Source organism: Citrobacter sp. LJND-P06 (genome assembly GCF_058188415.1).
Window position 1 is genome coordinate 3,969,593 of sequence record NZ_CP187317.1, and the last position, 21,810, is coordinate 3,991,402.

19 protein-coding genes are annotated in these 21,810 nt (G+C 49.9%); 6 read left to right on the top strand and 13 right to left on the bottom strand.

Going from position 1 to position 21,810, the window contains the following annotated elements; all coding sequences use genetic code 11:
* Positions 1-16: 16 nt before the first annotated feature.
* Entirely contained in the window at positions 17-1,279 is a 1,263-nt protein-coding gene (locus ACO7SM_RS18770) for an aromatic amino acid transporter (RefSeq protein WP_490468767.1), read from the bottom strand.
* Positions 1,280-1,464: 185 nt separating this feature from the next.
* Positions 1,465-2,835, bottom strand: a complete 1,371-nt coding sequence (locus ACO7SM_RS18775; RefSeq protein WP_490468768.1) for a tyrosine phenol-lyase — start codon at positions 2,833-2,835, stop codon at positions 1,465-1,467.
* Positions 2,836-3,874: 1,039 nt separating this feature from the next.
* Here ACO7SM_RS18775 and ACO7SM_RS18780 point away from each other — a divergent pair.
* From ACO7SM_RS18780 to ACO7SM_RS18790, 3 genes are all read left to right on the top strand, one after another.
* Positions 3,875-4,576: a GntR family transcriptional regulator gene (locus ACO7SM_RS18780; protein ID WP_490468769.1), complete on the top strand. Its 702-nt coding sequence runs from the start codon at positions 3,875-3,877 to the stop codon at positions 4,574-4,576.
* Positions 4,577-4,584: 8 nt separating this feature from the next.
* The gene (locus ACO7SM_RS18785) at positions 4,585-5,541 is read left to right on the top strand and encodes a sugar phosphate isomerase/epimerase family protein (RefSeq protein WP_490468770.1); all 957 of its coding nucleotides are present in this window, start codon (positions 4,585-4,587) and stop codon (positions 5,539-5,541) included.
* A gap of 132 nt (positions 5,542-5,673) precedes the next feature.
* A complete protein-coding gene (locus tag ACO7SM_RS18790; RefSeq protein ID WP_490468771.1) occupies positions 5,674-6,927 on the top strand; it encodes an MFS transporter in 1,254 nt (417 codons plus the stop codon).
* A 143-nt stretch (positions 6,928-7,070) separates the two neighbouring features.
* Here the strand turns inward: ACO7SM_RS18790 and ACO7SM_RS18795 are convergent, their stop codons facing one another.
* The 10 genes from ACO7SM_RS18795 to ACO7SM_RS18840 form a co-directional block, all read right to left on the bottom strand.
* The gene (locus ACO7SM_RS18795; protein WP_490468772.1) at positions 7,071-7,691 is read right to left on the bottom strand and encodes an HvfX family Cu-binding RiPP maturation protein; all 621 of its coding nucleotides are present in this window, start codon (positions 7,689-7,691) and stop codon (positions 7,071-7,073) included.
* 4 nt (positions 7,692-7,695) lie between these two features.
* On the bottom strand, positions 7,696-8,427 hold the full coding sequence (locus ACO7SM_RS18800) for an HvfC/BufC family peptide modification chaperone (protein WP_490468773.1): 732 nt from the start codon (positions 8,425-8,427) through the stop codon (positions 7,696-7,698).
* Positions 8,428-8,439: 12 nt separating this feature from the next.
* A complete protein-coding gene (locus ACO7SM_RS18805) occupies positions 8,440-9,255 on the bottom strand; it encodes an MbnB/TglH/ChrH family RiPP precursor modification enzyme (RefSeq protein WP_490468774.1) in 816 nt (271 codons plus the stop codon).
* Positions 9,243-9,563 carry a hypothetical protein gene (locus tag ACO7SM_RS18810; protein ID WP_490468775.1) on the bottom strand — a complete coding sequence of 107 codons (321 nt, stop codon included), beginning with the start codon at positions 9,561-9,563 and terminating at the stop codon, positions 9,243-9,245. The genes ACO7SM_RS18805 and ACO7SM_RS18810 overlap by 13 nt, the downstream gene beginning before the upstream one ends.
* A 3-nt stretch (positions 9,564-9,566) precedes the next feature.
* A complete protein-coding gene (locus ACO7SM_RS18815; protein ID WP_490468776.1) occupies positions 9,567-10,532 on the bottom strand; it encodes an MBL fold metallo-hydrolase in 966 nt (321 codons plus the stop codon).
* Positions 10,533-11,079: 547 nt separating this feature from the next.
* Positions 11,080-12,351 carry a RidA family protein gene (locus tag ACO7SM_RS18820; protein ID WP_490468777.1) on the bottom strand — a complete coding sequence of 424 codons (1,272 nt, stop codon included), beginning with the start codon at positions 12,349-12,351 and terminating at the stop codon, positions 11,080-11,082.
* 148 nt (positions 12,352-12,499) lie between these two features.
* Positions 12,500-13,393: a carbamate kinase gene (locus ACO7SM_RS18825; RefSeq protein ID WP_490468778.1), complete on the bottom strand. Its 894-nt coding sequence runs from the start codon at positions 13,391-13,393 to the stop codon at positions 12,500-12,502.
* A gap of 3 nt (positions 13,394-13,396) precedes the next feature.
* The gene (locus ACO7SM_RS18830; RefSeq protein ID WP_490468779.1) at positions 13,397-14,206 is read right to left on the bottom strand and encodes an oxamate carbamoyltransferase subunit AllH family protein; all 810 of its coding nucleotides are present in this window, start codon (positions 14,204-14,206) and stop codon (positions 13,397-13,399) included.
* Between the two features lie 10 nt (positions 14,207-14,216).
* Entirely contained in the window at positions 14,217-15,476 is a 1,260-nt protein-coding gene (locus ACO7SM_RS18835; RefSeq protein WP_490468780.1) for a YlbE family protein, read from the bottom strand.
* Between the two features lie 9 nt (positions 15,477-15,485).
* Positions 15,486-17,153 carry an acyl-CoA synthetase FdrA gene (locus ACO7SM_RS18840; RefSeq protein WP_490468781.1) on the bottom strand — a complete coding sequence of 556 codons (1,668 nt, stop codon included), beginning with the start codon at positions 17,151-17,153 and terminating at the stop codon, positions 15,486-15,488.
* A gap of 321 nt (positions 17,154-17,474) precedes the next feature.
* Between ACO7SM_RS18840 and allD the strand changes: the two genes are divergently transcribed.
* From allD to allE, 3 genes are read left to right on the top strand one after another with little or no spacing between them, the layout of a single operon-like run.
* Complete coding sequence (allD, locus tag ACO7SM_RS18845; protein WP_490468782.1) at positions 17,475-18,524, top strand: ureidoglycolate dehydrogenase; 1,050 nt, start codon at positions 17,475-17,477, stop codon at positions 18,522-18,524.
* A gap of 21 nt (positions 18,525-18,545) precedes the next feature.
* The gene (allC, locus tag ACO7SM_RS18850; protein WP_490468783.1) at positions 18,546-19,781 is read left to right on the top strand and encodes an allantoate deiminase; all 1,236 of its coding nucleotides are present in this window, start codon (positions 18,546-18,548) and stop codon (positions 19,779-19,781) included.
* Between the two features lie 10 nt (positions 19,782-19,791).
* Entirely contained in the window at positions 19,792-20,574 is a 783-nt protein-coding gene (gene allE, locus ACO7SM_RS18855; protein WP_490468784.1) for a (S)-ureidoglycine aminohydrolase, read from the top strand.
* A gap of 78 nt (positions 20,575-20,652) precedes the next feature.
* Here the strand turns inward: allE and glxK are convergent, their stop codons facing one another.
* The gene (gene glxK, locus ACO7SM_RS18860; protein WP_490468785.1) at positions 20,653-21,798 is read right to left on the bottom strand and encodes a glycerate 3-kinase; all 1,146 of its coding nucleotides are present in this window, start codon (positions 21,796-21,798) and stop codon (positions 20,653-20,655) included.
* Positions 21,799-21,810: the final 12 nt, after the last annotated feature.

Here is a 21,810-nt window from a genome sequence, read left to right on the forward strand (position 1 = left end):
TTTCTTGCCTGAAGACCTAACGGAATGTCGGCAGCAAGCCAAACACATCCAGCACGACAGTCAGATAGACAATCCCCCCTCCCACAATCACCAGATTCAGCACCGTGTTGTTACACGGAGAGGTGTAATGCGCCGTCGCAAAACGTTTACGTGCGGCTTTGACCAGAATAGGCGGTAAGATCACGCTCCAGATGGTAAACGCCAGACCCGCGTAACCAATCGCATGCACGAAGCCATTCGGGAAGAAGAAACACACGGCCGCAGGCGGGAAATAGGTCACCAGCGCGGTTTTCATACGTCCCATATTGTCATCCGGGAAGTGGAACAGATCGGCGATATAATCAAACAGACCCAACGTGGCCGCTAACAGCGAACTGGCAACCGCGAAATTACCGAAGAATGTCAGGATCAAGTCCATATACCGACTGGTAAATAACCCGCTAATGGCTTCCACAAACACATCGATATTCCCCCCTTTGGCAATGATCGGAGGAAAGTCCGCACGACTGATATTCCCCATCGTGACCGCCAGCCAAAAGACATACAGCAATACGGCAAAGAGCGTACCGATGATGATGGAGCGCGTGATGTGAGGTACACCTTGTGTTCCGTAGAGTTTAACCAGGCTCGGCACGTTGCCATGAAAACCAAAAGAGATAATGCAAAACGGCAGCGTCATCAGGATGTACGGAAGGTACTGGGCATTCGGTAGCGCGATCTCAGCGCTATCGACCAGTTTCGCCACCTCAATATGACCGACCAGCCCGGAGAAAGTGGCAAAAAACGCCAAAAACTTACCGATGATAAGAACGGTCGTAATTCTCCCGACCAGCAATGAACTGTACCAGGCGATCACGCCGACCAGCATACTGACAAGAACCACTGAAATATTCGCTGGGAAACGAACGCCACTGTATTTGAACACGGTCTGCGCCATCACCGCCGAGGAGCCGGAAATATAAGCGTAGGTTAAGATATACAGCACAAAGCCAAAGGCAATCCCAACGACGACATTCCACTTTTGCCCTAGCAAATCCTGTGTAAACGTATTAAAACTGGCTCCAGCACCATAGTGAAGGTTAACCTCAACCAACATCAGGCCGGTTAACAACATCATGATGGCAATAACAATCAGAATGACAGAAGCGCCGGGAAACCATACGCCAGCCATCGCAATCGGAAGAGAAAACATCCCCCCTCCCACAACGGTCGCAATGACAAGCATTGTCCCGCTAATTAATCCGGGGGTACTCTGTCTTTCAATGGCATTAATATCCATAATAAATGTTCCTGTTGACTATTATTTATAATTACGGCTGTCATTTTTACATCTTCGGATAATGAACGTGTTGAAGTCAGGTTTGCATTTTTATTAGTCAGCAAAGAATCGCCGATACGGTAAAGGCTTCCTGTTCTGTGAAAATAAAAACAAAAAGGCCCCAGTTACCTGGGGCCACGAAAAATTCAAATATAGTCAAAACGCGCAGTGAAGAAGCGTAACTGCTTAGGCTCATAAATGAACTTAAGCCCACGAATATCTTCTTTATGCTGATACAGTTTGATAATACCGTCTGCCACCACATCCATATGTGCATAGGTGTATACGCGGCGTGGGATCGTCAGACGCACCGTTTCCAGTTTTGGACGGTGGTTCTCACCCGTCTCTTTGCTGCGACCGGCAGAGATAATACCGCGCTCCATACTGCGAACGCCGGTTTCCACGAAAATGCTGGCTGCCAGGCTTTGCGCCGGGAACTCATCTTGCGTCAGGTGCTCACAGAAACGACGCGCGTCCAGGAACACCGCATGACCGCCGATCGGCTCAACAATAGGCACACCCGCCGCTTTCAGTTTATCGCCCAGGTAGCGAACCTGCTTAACACGGTGCTCAATGTATTCGTACTGCATGGATTCACGCAGACCAATGGCCATGGCTTCCATATCACGGCCCGCAAGGCCGCCGTAGGATGGCATCCCTTCGTAAACCACCACCAGTTCTTTGGCCTCGGAGAACATTTCATCGTCGTTCATGCACAGGAAACCGCCGATATTCACCAGACAGTCTTTTTTGCCGCTCATGGTGCAACCATCAGCATAACTGAACATTTCATGCACGATATCTTTGATGCTGGTATTCTCGAACCCTTGCTCCTGCTCTTTGATGAAATAGGCGTTCTCTACGCAACGGGTCGCATCGTAGAACACTTTAATTCCATGAGCCTGAGTTAATTCTCTGACGGCGCGCATATTCGCCATAGAAACAGGTTGACCGCCCGCGAGGTTAACCGTGACCGCCAGACAAATATAGGCAATATTTTCTGCGCCTTTTTCATCGATCAGTTTTTGCAGTTTATTAAGATCAATATCACCTTTAAACGCAATATTCAGACCGGCATCGTGCGCTTCGTCACGTACGATATCGACAAAGATCGCACCATTTTTTTCCTGGTGATAACGCGTGGTGGTGAAATACATGTTCCCGGCGACATACTGTCCCGGTTTAATTGCCAGTATTGACAGCAGGTTTTCTGCGCCGCGCCCCTGGTGAGTAGGCACAATATGTTTAAAACCAAACAGTTCGCGAACTGTTCTTTCCAGATGATAGAAGTTTTCGCTACCCGCATAAGCTTCATCACCGATCATCATACCGGCCCACTGTTTATCGCTCATTGCGTTGGTGCCACTGTCTGTCAGCAGGTCGATATAGATATCTTTCGAATTTAACAGGAAAGTATTGTAACCCGCTTCCTGCATTTTCTGAATGCGCTCATCACGCGAGATCATAGATACAGTTTCAACGCTTTTAATACGGAAGGGTTCTGCCGGATAATTCATTTTGTTTCTCCAGTACACAGTTTTCATGTTCGTATTAATGTGAAGTAAAGCACCCTTATCTCATCAACAGGCTCTGAGGAGATATAACTATTCACCGCCTGAACCAGGGGGTGGAAATAATGTGTTGGCACTATGCAAGATTTAATTACTGAAGAAAATAGCTTCCGCACCATTAATCATTTCAAATGATAAAGAAAAGTGTAAATGCGCGTGATATAAATCACACGTTCTTTTCTTAGCTTTTCATATTCAACAAGTTATTTACCACGCAGTGATTTGCAACGTCCCTTCAGACACGGTAAAAGCAAGAACGCACTGAAAACATAACTTTCCAGCCCCTTTTCAGCTCACATTCTCTATTTTTGAGAGTGGATATTGTGGGATTACGATCACCCTCCACGGTTAATTTTGTGATTAATATCACTAAAGTCGTAAAGTAATTTGTACAAAACAGCGTACTTTCAGAAATCACAATTTACGACAGCGATCTGGTTCACGTTTTTATGCAATGGTTTTGCAATGCCAGATCTGACGCGTGAGACAATGAGCGGGAATGGTTTTTAATGACATGCAATGTCTATTTTTCGACAATCTTATTTTCTGGAAATATATTTAAAGGCGTCGATTATATTTTATATTCGAATTATGTTTATTGTTTTTTCCTGATGATGCATACAGCTAATTATCATTGTACGAGGGTGTTGTGACTCTTTCACTCCATAAATTTTTGTACGCTAAATAATCCCACTCTCCGAACAGTTTACTCTTTCATAACGATCCCCCTTTACCCGACCCTGACTTTAGATAAATAAAATAATTAACAAAACAACAACAATAAAACTCAATGTCTGTGAAACCAAAGATCGTCGTTTTATTTTGAATGCCACCGATATCACCAATAAGACGTATTTCAAATGAATGCGCATCCTATTATTTGCGATAAGGGACACAAAATTTAACCACCATTGGCGAAAAAACTTGCTGTTTAACCTAAATCCCTTAACGTAGCGAAAAATTGGTTTATACCAGATTGGTGAGCATGAAAGACAAAAGCTATGTAGATATCATCCGGGAGCGCCTGGAAAAGTGGTTATCTGAGACAAATCTGGCTGCGGGTTCACGACTTCCTTCAGAGCGGGAGCTCTGTGAATTGCTGGATACCCGCAGGATGACGTTGAGACAAGTGTTGCTGGAACTGGAGGTGGCTTCTCTCATCTTCAGGAAAAATCGTAGCGGCTGGTTTATTGCGCCCAAACGTTTCATCTATAACCCAAAAGCGCAGTCCAGCTTTAATGCCGAAGCCCGCGCCCAGGGACGGCTTCCGTTTTGGGGGTATCTGGAAGAAGAATTGTGCGAAGCGCCGCCTTCCAGCGTCACAAAGGCGTTCTCTGAAAATACCAGCAGCTATCTCATCACGGGCTGGTGTGGTCTTGACGGGCATAAGGTTTTTTATCATGAGTCCTACATTGACGCCGACTTCGCCCCTGGCTTTGTGAATAAAATCAACAACCAGTCATTTGCCGAAGTCTGGGAAAGAGAATTCAGTCAGTTTTTGAGTATAAAAAGCATGGTATTTAAACCCGTAAAAATACCTGATCAGGCATGCAAAGAGTTGGGCGTTGCGCCAAATTCTTTCGTCATTCTGGTCGAAAAACATCGGGCTACACGAGAGAAAAGAGTGGTTCAGGTTGACTTTGAGTACTGGAGACTAGAGTCCGTTGAACTCTATATCAATGAATGAGGGTGAAAATGAAAACGACAGACAGGGTGTGCCTCGCTGAGCGAGCCAGCAATATTCCCCTATATTTGCATGCCTATGCATTTCATTTAAATATGCGCTACGAACGGATCCTGCCAGGCGATCTCCTGGATATTGCGCATCAGCATCAATTACAGGGCGTGAAGATTCATGTTGAGGATGGTGAAACTCAGGCTTTACAAATGTTGAGTGACCATCAGTTATTTGATTTCAGGAAAAAAGCAGAAGACTACGGCCTGGATGTAAACATTGAAACCAGCGCATCAGATAAAAAAACGCTGGATGATGCTATCAGGATTGCCCGTGCGACAGGCGCGTCATCCGTCCGTTTTTATCCTCGCTATGAGGGACATCTGCACGACGTCATGGAAAAGATAGCGTTAGATATCGAATATTTATCTCAGTTCGATGATTGCGGCCTGACATTCACAATCGAGCAGCATGAAGATCTCAAAGGGGAAGAACTGGTCAGCTTAGTAAAACAGAGCGGGATGAAGAATCTTTCAATTCTTTTTGACTTCGGCAATATGATTAATGCCAATGAAAAGCCGCTCGACGCCCTGAAAGTCATGGCACCGTACATAACGCAAGTACATGTAAAAGATGCCAAAATCATCCAGGATGGTTCCGGCTGGGCACATGAAGCGTGCCGCTCCGGGCATGGGGATTTACCCATGGAAGAGATGCTCAGAGCGTTATTGTTGCTGGGCGAAGACAAGCCGCAGGTCATCTCTTTCGGCCTTGAGGAAGAAGTCGATTACTTTGCTCCCGCTTTCCGTTTCGACGATGAGGGAGATAACCCGTGGATCCCCTGGAGAACCGCGAGTTATACACCGTTACCTGATGCCGATAAGGTTGATGCACGCCTTGCTCAGGAATCAGAACATGCAATAGAACAAATTCACTATGTCAGAAACATATGCAATAAGTTTATTAACGAAAATTAATTTAAATATTATAAATTAATCTTACACAACGATAATTACATCAACTTTCTTATCGCTTTGATATTTATCAATCGCGGATATGGAAGGTTATTCCCTCTATGCTTTTATGTAAGTGAAGGTATAACTATGTTCATGAACAAGTGGGCACGACTGTGCTTTTTAGTCCTCGGTGGTGGAACGATATTTAAACTTTCCAGCATGAAGGACGTATTTTACGTTCCGATGCAAAATGACTGGGGTTTAACCAATACACAAATTGGTCTCGGCTTCACTGTATATACCATTATCCAGACAACAGGACTGTTTCTTTCCCTGTATATTGCTGACCGTTATTCCAAGAAAATACTCTTACCCTTTGGGTTGATTGGTGTGGGACTCTGTGGATTGTATTTATCCACACTGCCTTCGTTCACCGGTTATCTGCTCTGTTTTGCGGCAATGGCCTTCTTTGGCGATGTCATTTTCTGGCCCGTATTGTTGAAAGCCGTACGCCTGCTGGGGAAACAGGAAGAACAGGGACGAATGTTTGGTTTCCTGGAAGCCGGCCGTGGTGTTGTCGATGTGATTGTCGCCTCCGGTGCCTTGTTTATTTTTGTGCAGTTCGGCGAAGGTAAAGCAGGTATGCAGGCGGGTCTGCTTTTCTACACGTTAATTACGCTCACCGTCGGAGTTATTACCTATTTCATTGTGGGCGATGATGACAAAGTCACCGCTCGCGATAACAGCAGTGCAAATCTGGAAGTTCTCAAGGGCATCAAACATGTTCTGACCTGCGCTAACGTATGGCTGGCCGCATTTGGTATCTTCTTTGTGTACGCCGCGTACTGTGGATTAACCTACTTCATCCCTTTCTTAAAGGATATCTATATGTTACCGGTAGCCCTTGTTGGGGCGTACGGTATCATCAACCAGTATGCGTTAAAAATGGTCGGCGGCCCGATTGGCGGATTCCTTGCCGATAAAGTCACTAAATCGCCAACGGTCTATCTGAAATGGACGTTCCTGATCGCGGCAATTGCCATGATCCTCTTCATTCAGTTGCCTCACGAGTCGATGAATGTGTATGTCGGGATGGCGGTGACGTTAGGATTTGGCGCCATTATTTTCTCCCAGCGCGCAATCTTCTTTGCACCGATGGATGAGATCGGCATCTCACGCCAGTACAGTGGTTCTGCGATGGCATTTGGTTGCATCATCGGCTACATGCCGGCCATGTTTGCCTACACTCTGTACGGCGCGCTTCTGGATAACTTCAAAGGCATTACCGGCTATAACTATGTCTTCAGCGTGATGGTGGCATTCAGCCTGCTGGGCTTCGTGTGCTCCACTATTCTGGCCAAAAGGATTAAGCAACAAAAAATGGCGTTAGAAGCAACGTCAGCATAATGGCATGATCGATGCGTTATCTTCCCCGACCGTCAAGACACCGACAACGGGAAAAAGAAAATAAGCGTCGTCAGTTTTAACCATTAAAAATGGCAGCCGGGTCATCCCGCTGCCATTTTTTCTCTCAGAAATACGGCGTCGTTTTAGGATTTAAGCGCGGTATTACTGTTCTGATTGCGCCAGACAGGTGTCGCTTTTGTCAGCCAATAGTCCACGCTGACATATTTTCCGCCACCGTAGATCAGCAGAACTAACAGCATGATGAAATAAGTGGCTGAGAATTCAATACCGTTGTTGAGGATAATCGGGTCACCCAGTTGCGTAATATAGTTATAACGACCGGGGTAGTTTTCCATCAACCACTGGAGAAACGCCGTCATTCGCTGACTGGATTCCATGCTGTTACTGGCGATAGCCAGCCAACCGTGCGACCAGTGAACCATCAGGCTGGCGACGCTCATCACGACGATCATTGGGATGGCGATGATCCGGGTGAAAAGCCCCAGCGTAATACAAATCAACCCCAGCACTTCAGTCGACGTTGCCAGAAACGCCAGCAGCCAGGGAAACGGTAGCCCCAGCCCGCCTTCTGCTGTCGATTGCGAAAACCAGGCCACCGTGCCGCTAAATCCCATGACCTTGGAGTGTGCGCCAGCAAAAATCACCGGAATTAAAAAAAGACGGATAAGCAGCAGCGCAATAAAGTCTGCTTTCTTTATTTTTGATATAACGAGCTTGTACCACGAAATTACGTTTATCCACATAGCATCACCCTTTGTATTTTAAAGACAAAAGTTCGTCGTTATTGTTGGTTTCCAGCCACGAGTGCAAACAGAAATCAGCTAAACCCGGTGAGACGGTATTGAGCAATCGTTCGGCTGAAATAATCTGATGATCCATCGCTGACAACAGTTTCACATCAACCTGACTGAGCCTCTTCTGATACAGCGCATTATTATGCTTTCGAAAGAACGCATAATAATTCAGGCGCCCTTCATCCTCAGAACAAGGCTCTCCCTCGTGGATCTGAAACGGTAAAGCCACCAGCTTCAGCGTGGGATTTCGCGCCACGTCCACATCGCCAGTCTGTACCAACCGCAACGACGTTTTCTGAGGCGGTGGAACGTGACTGTCATCGATTTCCACGGCGTACAGCAGCCATTCATATTCGATTAGCGCCAAATCATAAGGCGACCGCTGACGTTGCTGACGCATAAAAAGCAGCAACTCTGTCGCCACCTGATGAAATTCCGGTTGGCTGGCCTGATGCTGATGGAGAAAAGCCTCCGTCAGATCCTGAATATCTGCCTCTTTAATACGCTGACAAAATAAAGGGAAAACACGTTGCAACACGCCGTCAATATTCTCTCTGACAATTTTCCGGTATAGCGACATACCGCGAGAACAGGTGTCGCCCGCTGTCGTTCTGGCCCGAAGTTGAGCCGAAAATGTTGTTTCCATCTCGACCAATAATGCAGGTGCTAAATCATGTGTCGTCACAGGCACTCGCTTTTATAAAAGGTATTCCCTGATTTGCGTTAATTCCGCACACAACGCCGCCAGGGGTGGCACGTTGTTATCACGCTCCAGCAGCAACGGTTTCGCGCCATGAAACTGCACGGTCTGTTTTGCCAGTGTTAATACCTCCTCTGGTACTGGCATTCCATGAGTGTCGAGGCGAAACTCCTCATACTCCAGGTGACCTGCGATGTGGTAATAGATAATCGACGACGACGGAATGCTGCGAATATACTCAACGGCATCAAACCCATGATTACAGGCATTCACAAAGACGTTATTAATATCCAGCAGCATTCCGCAACCGCTAAGGTTAAGGAGTTCGCCCCAAAACTCCGCCTCCGGCATTTCACCAACGTAGCGGTGATAAGTAGAGATGTTTTCCAGAACCAACTGCCGCCCCATCATATTTTGCACCTGGTCAATACGCGCGGCTAAATAAGGCAACACATCGGTAAAACCGGGTACGGGTAGTAGATCGTAGAGATACCCCTGGCGATCGCGAGAAAAACACAAATGATCGCTGTAAATATCAATATGGTATTCGTCGAGAAAACGGCGAACATCCTTGATATATTCTTTATTTAAGGGGCAACTATCACCAATGGATAAACTCAGTCCGTGCGCAATTAACGGATATTTTTTGCTGATATCGGCTAACTGCTCTTTCTTCGCGCCGCCGATATTCATCCAGTTATCTGGGGCCAGTTCGAGAAAGTCGATATCCTGACGGCGGGGCTGTTGCAGCAGTGCCGTTATATGCTCGCCGCGCAGCCCGATTCCGGCTCCCTTTGCGGTTATTTCCCGCATACGCCACTAACACATTTTTCGGCGCTCGCCAGTTGGGCGGAGTCAGGCTTATTGATACCTTCCCCCGTCAGGCCACATTTACCGTCTCTGGCGCGCACCAGTTGATCCTGAGGATCATGCTTAAGCGCGGCCTGACTATAGATTTTCTCGGTACCGCATTTACCACTGGCACATTTACCGCTACTGGTTGGCGCTTTCTTCTGCACCTGACTGGCGTTGCCGCTCGCCTCTGTCGCACTGGCGGGGTTAACCATTCCAGCGGCCATCAGGGAACCCACGACGATTGAAAGTACGATATCTTTTTTCATCGGTTATTCCTTCGCATTGGCTAATGAGATCGGGAAACAGGAGAGATCGCGACTGCTATAGACCGAACCGTGGTAATACTGTTTCACAATGTCGATGGACTGCTCTTTAAGGCGCAACCCCTTGCCCATAAAGTGATTGAGTACCAGCACTTTGGGATTGATTTCGGCAGCCACCTTGCCCACGACATCCGGGGAGGCATGAATAAATTTCGAGGTGTCATCGGTATCTTCATCAATGGCTAACGGCATCACCAGCATGTCCGCGCCTTTGGCAAAACCGGCAAACGCTTTATTACTGCCATTCTGATCGGCTGACACCACAATAGTGCCTTTCGCCGTTTCAATACGAAACGCCAGGCAAGGAACATCGCCGTGAGGGATCCCCAGGGCGGTCACTTTCATTTCATCGTCCTGATACACCAATTGCGGCTCAGTGGCGGTGTAACTAATATCTTTAACGTGACTTGCGAGTTGTAAACCATCTGTCGCGTTATACAGTCCATTCAGATAGGAATACGCGCCATCTTCTTTTTTAAAGAGTGCGTTAAAATATTGCGTCATTGACGGGAATACGCCGCCGCTTTCTGGCCCCGCAATATTAATGGTTTCCTTCTCCTTCAGGAAATAACCGCCTTTTAAAATCGGCGCCAGATCCGAGACATGGTCAGTGTGGAAATGGCTGATGGCGATGAGTTTCAAATCCTCCAGACGGGCGCCCGATTGGCCAAAACGTAAAAAAATACCGCCACCAGCATCAATAAGAATGGCCGACTTCCCATTTAGCCAAATAACTTCTCCCGATGAAGCACGCTGATCATCTGTAATCGGCCCGCCAGTCCCCAGCGTTTGCAACGTGAAATCCTTATTTTCGCACTGCAACCCGGCAGCCAGTACATTGACAGAAAAAAACAGCGAAAGTGTCAGTAATGACGCTTTTTTCAAATACAATAATTTGTTATTTCCTTCCATATAGAGTTAACCCTGTGTATTAGATGCTGAAATTTATATTCCTGCCAGACAGTTAAAAATGTAAAGGAAATGTAATTCAAGTTTTAAATATGATGAAACCCATAATTTAACTTATCGATATCTGTTTTCTTGATAAGCAATGCCGCATGTAAAGACTTTTGGAATAACTTGTATTAATTCACATTGTTATCCCAAATAACATTTAAAAAAGTAAGGGTTAATTTCGCAAATCCTGAGCGAGATAAAAAAGAAAATAAGCAAGAATAGCTAAAAAATAATCTACGTGATGAAGGCGTTGCTTTAGTTGCCCGACTGAAAGGCGCAGGAGTCTCAGTGAAGCACCGCCACTTCGCAGGTCTGGTTCACGCCTGGCTCATGCTCGAAGACAAAGTACCGGGAAAAGCCAGCGCAACCTATCAGGCTATTGGGGAGTTCGTACGCCAGTGGCGTTGAACCTGTTGGCAGAGGGAAAATTGGTGTATTAACGGGTGTGGAACAACGGCTGTCAGCGGTTTCCCGTTAACACGCCGTGTTCCTCGATGGTCTATTATGCGGTTGGCGGCGTACCTTCCGCATTGGACAGCACGACATCAATCTGGATTAACGCATCATGAGGCAGTGCTGCAACCCCCACGGTGCGGCGGGCCGGGGTTCCACCTGGGAAGAAGGACGCATAAACCTCATCGACAGCCTGACTTTCTGCGATGTTCTTCAGGAAAATATTAACCTTCACAATATCCGTCATCGCGTGGTCGATACTTTCCACGATGGCTTTAATATTGTTCAGGCATTGTTCGGTCTGCGCTTTGATGTCTCCGCTGACCATCGCCCCTGTTTTTGGATCTAACGGTAATTGCCCGGAAACATGATTGTAATGAGAGAACGCAACGGTTTGTGTATGCAGTGAACTGGTTGGGGCGTTAACTGTATTATTCGCCTTAATGACGATCCCGTGACGGTCTTCAACCGCCTGAGGCGGTGTACCATCGCCATGAGAAACTACCGCTTCAATTTGTACTAACGCATCCATTGGCAGAGCACTGGCGGCGATGGTGGTACGTGCCGGAAAATAGGCGGCACTACGGGCAATCGATGAATCAGGGAAAAAGGTGGTATACACGTCGTTGACGGCATCAATATCGGCAAGATCTTTAAGATAGAGATTAATTTTAACGATATCGTCAAAAGGAACATCAATGCTGTGCAGAATCGCTTTAATATTATTTAAGCATTGTCTGGTTTGCTCTTTAATACCACCGGTGACCAGTTTTCCTGATGTTGCGTCTATCGGCAATTGTGCGGAAATATTATTGTAATGAGAAAATGCCACGGTTTGTGTCGACAGAGGACATACCGGCGCATTGACTGTGTTATTGGTCAGTTTGATAAGATCGCCTGATTGCGGCGCACCCGGGATCGTACCCTCACCGTGGGAAATCAGCGCTTCAATTTGCACTAACGCGTCCATCGGCAATGCAGCAACGGCAACCGTCGTGCGGGCAGGAACATAGACCGGGAAATAGGATTTATAGACCTCATTGACCACGCCCATATCTTTAATATTCTTCACGAATACCGTGATTCTGACGACGTCATTCATAACATGGTCAATGCTTTCCACAATGGCTTTAATATTTTTAAAGCATTGCTCAGCCTGAGCTTTTATCCCGCCAGAAACCAGTATCCCCGATATTGGATCAACAGGTAATTGAGCAGAAATATGATTATAATGAGAGAAAGCCACCGTTTGCGAATAAGGCCCTAAATCTTTTGGCGCATTTTCCGTATTTCTTGCTAATACTGCATTGTAACCACTCATAATAGTACTCATCTTAGTCTGTTAAAATATCATGGGTTGCGCGAAACCGCGCTTTCGCTAGAACTGCCGTAATACGGATGACTGGCATGTGGTGTATCGGGCCTGCAAGGGCGCACGCCCGATACACTTCATAGACAGACCGCAGTGGTTACGGTCTGATGCAGGTGCCGGCAAGACCCGCCAGCGTATCGTCGATACGAGCCAAGGAGCCTATCCAGGCAGGTTTTTGTCGGCGGTTAACATAACCACTGACTGCCGTCACTTTCGGCCCCATTGATCCGTCTTCTTTGGCAAACGGGAGCAGCATTTCCGGCGTCGCTTCACGAATCGGTCGTTGCATCGGGGTTCCCCAATGTTCGTACACCGCATCCGCATCTGTCAGGATCACCAAACCGTCAGCATCAATCTGTTCTGCCAGCAACGCAGCGGCCAGATCTTTATCGATCACCGCCTCTGCTCCACGTCCGTTTTCCGTCACGGGAACACCGCCGCCACCGCAGCAAATCACCACATCGCCTTGTCCCAGCAGACGACGAATCGCGTCGCTTTCCTGGATGCTTACCGGCATCGGTGACGGCACAACCCGACGCAGATATTGACCATCGCGCTTCAATGTCCAGCCGTACTGCTCTTCCAGTTCTGACTGCTGTTCAGGACGATACACCGGGCCGATAAACTTCTCCGGTTTGGCGAAAGCAGGATCCTGTTCAGACACCTGAATGCGTGTCATCACCGTCGTCACCTGAGGCATACCGGGTTGACACATCAGGCGCTGCGCCAGCATAAAGCCGATCATGCCCTGAGTTTGAGCCACCAGCACATCCAGCGGATAAGGGGTCACATCCCGATAAGCGAGATTTTGCAAAGCCAGCAATCCGACCTGAGGGCCGTTGCCGTGCACAATCGCCAGCCTGTATTCTTGCGCCAGACGAGCCAGAGCCGATACGGCACTGTCGATATTACGGTACTGATTTTCGACCGTCAGCGCTTCGCCGCGCTGTAGTAACGCATTGCCGCCAAGGGCAACGACCAGCGTTTTCATTCGCTATCCTCTAATAAAGTGTTGCGCTAGCCAAAACCCCAACAGCGTATCTGCGCCTGAGGTATGTCCCATCGCCAACAGCGACGCCGTTGCCGCCGTCATACGACGACCGGAACGTAGCGCAAAGACAAAGTGCAACAGCGGGGAGGCAAAACATCCCCGTGCGGCGTATTGCAGGTAATTGGCACTGACCTGAGTCGTCGCCGTATGCAGAGAACCTGAAGCACGAAAAAAAGCGTTGCTGTTATGCGCGTTGAGCCATCCCGCCTCCCAGGCAGCCAGCATCATGCCGATCAGCATGTCATCCTGGCTGGGCGTCAGACCCGGGCCTCGCCCCAGCCATAACGTCCAGTCGATATCCTCTCCGGCGAGGGACGCAGCAAAACAGTGCAACATCTGTCTCAGTTCAGGGAGCAGCGGTAATCGCGTGGCCTTCGATAAAGGGCCAAACAATCCCGTCTCGTCTGCCCGGTCGACACACGATGCCGGGAGAAGGCTGACCTTTTTGCCAGCCGTCAGCCGCAACGAACACTGTCTGACGGGCGGCAAAAGCAACGATCTGCCCAGTTGAATCCCGGACTCTGTCACCACGGGCATCGCTCCCGCGATAATTTCCCGGCTCAGTTGCGTAAAGTCGTGATGACGTAATACCCATCCACCTGGGCTTATCCCCCGACCGGCATGATGCAAGGTCAGTAAAGCGCCGTCCTCAACATAGAGGGTGATCGTCCGGCGCCAGACGCCGCCGGTACGCCATGCCTGGCGAAAATCAACCGTGTCCTGGCAACCCAAAAGTGGATGGATATCATGCATCACGTAGCCCTTAGCTCACGCTCATCTCTTCAGCCAGAGCTTCCAGCGCTTGCTCAAAGCAGGCCAGCGGTGCTCTGACAGTCCCGGCACCGATCTGTCCGATGCCCGCATCTTTATGGGCAATACCGGTATTAATGAGCGGAGTGATCCCCGTTTCCACAACCCGGCGGATATCAAGACCCAGACACGCGCCCTGGAAATCCCAGCCCGGGATCTGCAATTGCATATTGCGTTCGAGGAAGATTTCCGCCATTTCTTCGGAAACGGATTTCGCCGCATCCATCCCGCCCGCGCCGACAAACCGCGTGACGCCCGGTGCGGCGATCATTGCTGCGCCACCAATACCGAATGTTTCCGTAATCGCGCTGTCGCCCATATCCGGGTTAGCCTGCTCCTGCGAAAAACCGGTAAAGAACAGGCCCTGAGGCGTATTCACTGGTGCGGTAAACCAGCGATCGCCAAGGCCGCTGACGCGGATCCCGAACATGTCGCCGTTACGCGTCATGGCCGTCACAATGCTTCCGGCGCGAATTTGCGCCCCGGCGTCCATCGCGGCTTTGCAATAGGCCATCGCCAGGTTCAGGAAGAACTGATCGGTGATCGCCAGGAAGCTCATGACTTCGGAGATCTGTTGTTTATCGTGGTCGAGTTGCGCCATATGAGGCGCCAGGGTGCGCATCAGTAATGCGGAAGTGGCGATATTACGCTGGTGAAATTCATCACCCATGGTGATGCCCTGCGCCATCATGGCGGTGAGATCCACGCCGTTTTCCATACGATGCAGCGCGGCACTCAATACTGGCATCAGCACATCACGCATCCAGCGCTGACGTTGCAGTACATCTTCGCCGTAGGCGCCAAAGCGCATGACTTTGCCGATCCCTTCGTTAAGATTGCAGTAAGCACGGTTTCCCTGCTTGAGATTCTCCACAACCAACATCGGCATTCCCGGCGAGGTGATACCGCCCATCGGCCCGACCGCATTCACATGGTGGCAAGGGATAAAGGTGATCTCACCGCTTTCCAGCATTGCGGTTGCCGTTATCTCATCCTGCGCCCAGCCTTCAAAGAGACAGGCACCGATACAGGCCCCTTTCATCGGGCCGGTCATATCCTGCCAGCGCATAGGCGGGCCGGCATGCAACAAGGTTTTTGTCTCGTTCAACGCCGGAATCAATGAACCGGCAGGCTTGACATCCAGCCAGTGCGGGCGTGCATTGCGGATCTGTTCAATTACTGCAGCATTGGCTTGAGCCAGTGATGTAAACATAATGTCCTCTTATTGCAAACGTGCTAATAAACGTGCCAGTTTTTTATTTCCGCCCGCGATCGGTGCCCACTGATAGTGAACAACCGGCGTGCCGGCAGACTGTAGATCCAGAGCGAAGCTGCGCAGACCGGCATTGATCACCGCCACCCCCTCCAACAAGCTGGCAGGTTGCCCGCGTTCCACGGCCTGCGTTGCGCTAATCAGTTCTGCCGCCAGGAGCGTGGCCTCCGGCAGGGTATCCACCACCATCACCCCCGCGTCCTCGAGTATGGCTATCTGGCGGGAACGGCATTGCGGATCGCTGTCAGTACCGGTAACGGTGGCAATAATGTGCAACGGCTGGTCTTCTGTGCGCCCGGCAGTAGCGCGCTGACACGCCTCTACCAGCGACTCCGCGGGTTCCGGCGTGGCGCCATAACCAATCACCACATCCAGCAGCAATACCCCGACCTGGCTGTCATCAGCCAGCGCGGTAATCAGTTGGTGGCGCAGGGAGGGATCAATCATCGGATGCGGACGCCCGACGGTGTAAAAATCATCACCGAGGTCGATAATCTGATGGCCGTCGTGGTTGAGCATCATGCCGTTGGGATGATCGGAATCGGTCTGAATAGCGAGACGCTCAGCAAGCAGACCGGCAGCTTCTGCCGCCAGCGTACCTCCGGTATACAGGCCGAGAATTCGTTGGTCGGCCACGCTGGCCAGTGATTCGCGTCGGCGTATCACGCGGGACAACAGACACGCCAGTCGCGCCGCCTCATCCAACGTACGGGCAAACCAGACATTTTCATCCCGCATCGCGGCCGGAACATAGCCCAAAAACAGCGCCACAACCGGCTTTCCGCTTTGCTTCATGGTGGTAATGATCTGCTGGCGTACAGACTGGGCAGGCGGTTTGGAGACAAAGGCGATCAACTGGCTTTGCTCATCATTCGTCAGCATTTCCAGCGCGCTCAGGGCGCTAATGCCACCGACATCTTCGCTTAAATCACGACCGCCAAGACCGATAGCGTGGGTAATCCCTTCACCGCCGAGAGCGATTTGCGACACCAGTTCCTGAATACCGGTGCCGGAAGCACCAATGACGCCGATATTGCCGTGCGGGACAACGTTGGCAAACGCCAGCGGCGTTCCGGCAATCATCGCGGTGCCGCAATCCGGCCCCATCACCAGCAACCCTTTATCTCTGGCGCGGGTTTTTAATGTAATTTCATCTGCCAGAGAAACGTTATCGGAGAAGATCATGACATTCTTGTCATCATCAAGCGCCTGATGCGCCAGTTCAGCCGCGTATTCACCGGCAATAGAGATCAGGGTTAAATTAGCCTGAGGCAGCGTCCGGGTCGCGCTCTCCCAGCGACGTACCACTGACAACGACTGGCCCTGATGACTCCCCTGCGCCAGCGCAGTTAACGCCGCCTCCAGTTGGGCGTTGATGATGCCAGTGATCGCGTCATCGGCATCATCCGTGCGGATCGCTACACAGATATCATTGGGTGTCGCAGTCGTAAAATCGTCATGCCAGAATCCTGTCGCCTCCAGCAGAGATTTATTGGCAGGCGTTCCCATCATAATCGAAACATCATTAACGTTTTCAGATTCGCTCAGTTTTCGCGAAATAATCATCAAACTGACAGAATCCTGAAAACAGCCCTTTTTGATAAAGGCATGAATCATATTAACTCCCCAATAATTGCACCCATTGCAATTGAATGAGCGTGATTGTTCTGTGGTAAGGCTAGCGCCACAAAGTAATTTTTAGCGTGACTAAAATCACATGCAATTTATTACCAGAAGAATTCAAACAGTCCCGATGAAATTAGTGTATTTTTTCAATTAATGGATTCATTTAATTAACCGCAATAAATTACGCAGGATTATCAAATAAAATCTAACTATATAGTTTTACGCTGACGGATCACAGTTTGCTTTTATTTTCCCGGTATATTCGTCGCCAATAGCGCTTTAAGCTTTACACCGTCGTTAAAAGGAAGGCAGATGAGAATCAGTCGGGAAACACTTCAGCAGCTAATTATCAATAAGCTAACCAAGGCAGGGCTTACGCATGACCACGCGACGACTGTCGCCGATGTATTAGCTTATGCCGATGCCAGGGGCATTCATTCTCATGGCGCTGTGCGTGTTGAGTATTACGCAGAACGTATTTCGAAAGGCGGAACCAACCGAAGTCCGCAATTCGAATACGAACAAACCGGCCCCTGCAGCGCCATTCTGCATGCAGACAACGCTGCAGGTCAGGTCGCCGCAAAAATGGGGATGGAAAAAGCCATCGACATGGCGCGTGAAAATGGCGTGGCCGTGGTCGGTGTTCGCCGAATGGGTCACAGCGGTGCGATTTCCTACTTTGTCAATCAGGCAGCGCAGGCCGGTTTTATCGGGCTATCGGTCTGTCAGTCAGACCCCATGGTAGTGCCTTTTGGCGGTGCGGAGGTCTACTACGGTACGAACCCGTTAGCGTTTGCCGCGCCGGGAGAAAATGACGATATCATCACCTTCGATATGGCGACCACCGTACAGGCATGGGGAAAAATTCTCGATGCCCGCTCACGCCAGGAAAATATCCCGGATAGCTGGGCTGTCGATAAGCATGGCGCGCCAACCACCGATCCTTTTGCGGTGAATGCGCTGCTCCCGGCTGCGGGCCCTAAAGGGTATGGATTAATGATGATGATCGACGTACTTTCCGGGATTCTGATGAATCTTCCGTTTGGTCGTCAAGTCAGCTCCATGTATGAAAACCTGAGTAAGGGTCGTGAATTAGGCCAACTGCATATCGTTATTAATCCGGCATTTTTCTCTTCCAGTGATTTATTCCGTAAACACATCAGTGAAACCATGCGTGAATTAAATGCAATAAAACCAGCGCCAGGTTTTTCACAAGTGTATTACCCGGGGCAAAACCTGGATATCAATGAAAAATTGAGTGCCAAAGATGGCATCGATATTGTTGACGATATTTATGAATATCTGGTTTCGGACGCCATTTATCTCCGCTCTTACGAAACCAATTCCCCATTTGCCCAATAAATTCAGAATCAGGAGTTGTACATGACTAATCATTTCCGTCAGGCAATTGAGGAGACATTACCCTGGCTTTCTTCATTTGGCGCCGATCCGGCAGGTGGACTGACGCGTTTACTTTATTCTGACGAATGGCTGGAGACTCAGCTCGCTTTTAAAAAACGGATGAGTGAGAGCGGGCTGGAAACCCGATTTGATGATGTCGGTAATTTGTATGGCCGACTGACCGGTACCCGCTATCCGGATGAGGTTATCCTGAGCGGCTCCCATATCGACAGCGTGGTTAACGGCGGCAATCTCGATGGTCAATTTGGCGCGCTGGCAGCCTGGCTTGCCGCGAGCTGGTTGAAAGAAACCTACGGCCCGCCGCTGCGTACGTTCGAAGTGGTGGCGCTGGCGGAAGAAGAAGGCAGCCGCTTCCCCTACGTTTTCTGGGGCAGCAAAAATATTGTCGGTCTAGCCAATCCGTCTGATGTACAAAACATCACAGACGCCAAAGGCATCGGTTTCACCGAGGCGATGAACGCCTGCGGCTTTACCCTGCCCAGCTCACCGGTACCGGCACGTAAAGATCTTCGCGCCTTCGTCGAACTGCATATCGAGCAAGGCCGCGTGCTTGAAGCGAATAAACAACCGATCGGCGTGGTGAATGCCATTGTTGGTCAACGCCGCTACACCATTACGCTGACCGGCGAAGCGAACCACGCCGGAACCACGCCGATGAGTTATCGCCGTGATACCGTGCATGCATTCAGTCGCATCTGCTGCGAATCCATCGCCAAAGCCAACGCTCACGGCGACCCGCTGGTGCTGACGTTCGGTAAGGTCGATCCCCAGCCCAATACGGTCAATGTGGTGCCGGGTAAAACACTCTTCACCATTGATTGCCGCCATACCGACGCCGACGCCCTGAAAGCGTTTACGGCTGAGCTGGAAGCCGATATGCAACGCATTTGCCAGGAGATGGCAATCGGCATCGATATCGACTTATGGATGGATGAAGCTCCAGTGCCGATGGATGCAGGGCTGGTTCAACAGCTCACGGCGCTTTGCGAGAAAGAGAATCTGAATTACCGTCTGATGCACAGCGGAGCCGGACACGACGCGCAAATTTTTGCACCGACCATTCCGACCTGCATGATTTTCATGCCCAGCATCAACGGGATCAGCCATAACCCACTGGAAGAAACGTTGATTGACGATCTTGCAGAGGGCGTAAAAACACTGGCGTTAATGCTTCACCAACTGGCCTGGACTGAATAAGGAAACTGAAATGGGATATTTAAATAATGTTGTGGGATATCGTGAAGATTTACTGAGCAGCCGCTCTATCGTCCGGCATGGCAATTTTGCACTGCTGACGCCAGATGGCCTGGTGAAAAATATCATTCCCGGTTTTGAAAATTGCGATGCCACGATTTTGTCCACGCCGAAACTGGGGGCGTCGTTTGTCGATTACCTGGTCACCCTGCATGAAAAGGGCGGTAATACTCAGGGTTTTGGCGGTGAAGGCATTGAGACATTTTTATATGTTATCAGCGGTGAAATCACGGCCGGTGCGCAGGGACAAACATTTACCCTGACTCAAGGCGGTTATCTGTATTGCCCGCCGGGCGATCTCGTCACGTTTACCAATAATCTCGCGACCGATAGCCAGGTATTTCTCTATAAGCGCCGCTATGTGCCGACAGAAAACCACGCACCGTATCTGGTTTCTGGCAATGTCAGCCAACTGGAGCGTATTCATTACGAAGGGATGGAGAATGTCATCCTGATCGACTTTTTACCCAAAGAGCTCGGCTTTGATATGAATATGCATATTCTCGCTTTCGAGCCAGGCGCCAGCCACGGGTATATCGAAACACATGTTCAGGAACACGGTGCCTATATTCTTTCAGGTCAGGGCGTCTACAACCTGGATAATCAGTGGGTGCCAGTGAAGAAAGGCGATTACATTTTCATGGGCGCATATTCGTTACAGGCCGGTTATGGCGTGGGAGGGGAAACCTTCAGCTATATCTATTCGAAAGACTGCAACCGCGACGTTGAAATCTAAATATGAAATCGGTCTAACCACTTTTGTTTAGCTATGTTGGATTTTGCCACGGTGTAAACCGTGGCTTTTTTTATTGTTTCAGCGACGAACCTGCTGACCCATTTTCATTACGCAAGCAATGTTGCGCGCGCAGTGATACAGGTTTTGTTCTCCTTTCGCCAGAACCTCTGGCAACGAGGCCAGAGCCGGCAGAATACTGAATACCGCATCGATACCGTGTTGATGCACAACCTCAACGTCTTCGCTCAGAACACCTGCAATACCAATCACCGGAACCGCATATTTTTGGGCCACGCGCGCCACGCCAAGCGGTGCTTTCCCACCGGTGGTTTGTGAGTCAATACGTCCTTCGCCGGTGATAACCAAATCCGCCTCTCTGATAGCGTCATCAAGATGAACGGCATCAATAACAATATCGATTCCGGGTTTCAGGGTCGCGTTGAGGAAAATCCGCGCCGCCACGCCCATACCGCCCGCCGCGCCACCGCCAATCAACGTCTGCACCTCCTGCCCGGTCGTCATCTGGATAACCCGGGCATAGTTCTCCATACCCCGTTCCAGTGTTTCAACCATCGCAGGGCTGGCACCTTTTTGCGGCGCAAACACCACAGAAGCGCCACGTGGCCCCGTCAGAGGATTATCTACATCGCACGCCACTTCAATTCGGCACTCCGCCAGGCGGGAGTCGATTTGGCTCATATCAATACGCGCCAGCCGCGCCAGCTCTCCGCCGCCGTAGCCCAGACTCTCGCCACTGGCATCAAGGAATCGCACGCCTAACGCCTGCGCCATTCCCATTCCGCCATCCACCGTCGCACTACCGCCAATCCCCAGGATCAAGTGGCGAATACCCGCATCCAGCGCATGACGGATAATCTCCCCGGTGCCGTAGCTTGTGGCCAGAAGAGGATCCCGGGCTTCAGCGGGTACCAGCATTAAACCGCTGGCGGCAGCCATTTCGATAAATGCGGTATCACCCGCACCGTTGTGTCCATAAAAGGCCGGAACGGTCTCTCCCATCGGCCCCGTCGCCAGCAGGGAGATAACACGCCCCCCGGTCGCCTCTACCATCGCAGTGACCGTCCCTTCCCCACCATCGGCAATGGGCAAACACACGCAATCCGCCTGGGGAAATACCGACAGAAAACCAGCCTTAATCGCGGCAGCACATTTTTCCGCACTGACACTTTCTTTAAATGAGTCAGGAGCAATTACAATTTTCATTGTTAATCCTAT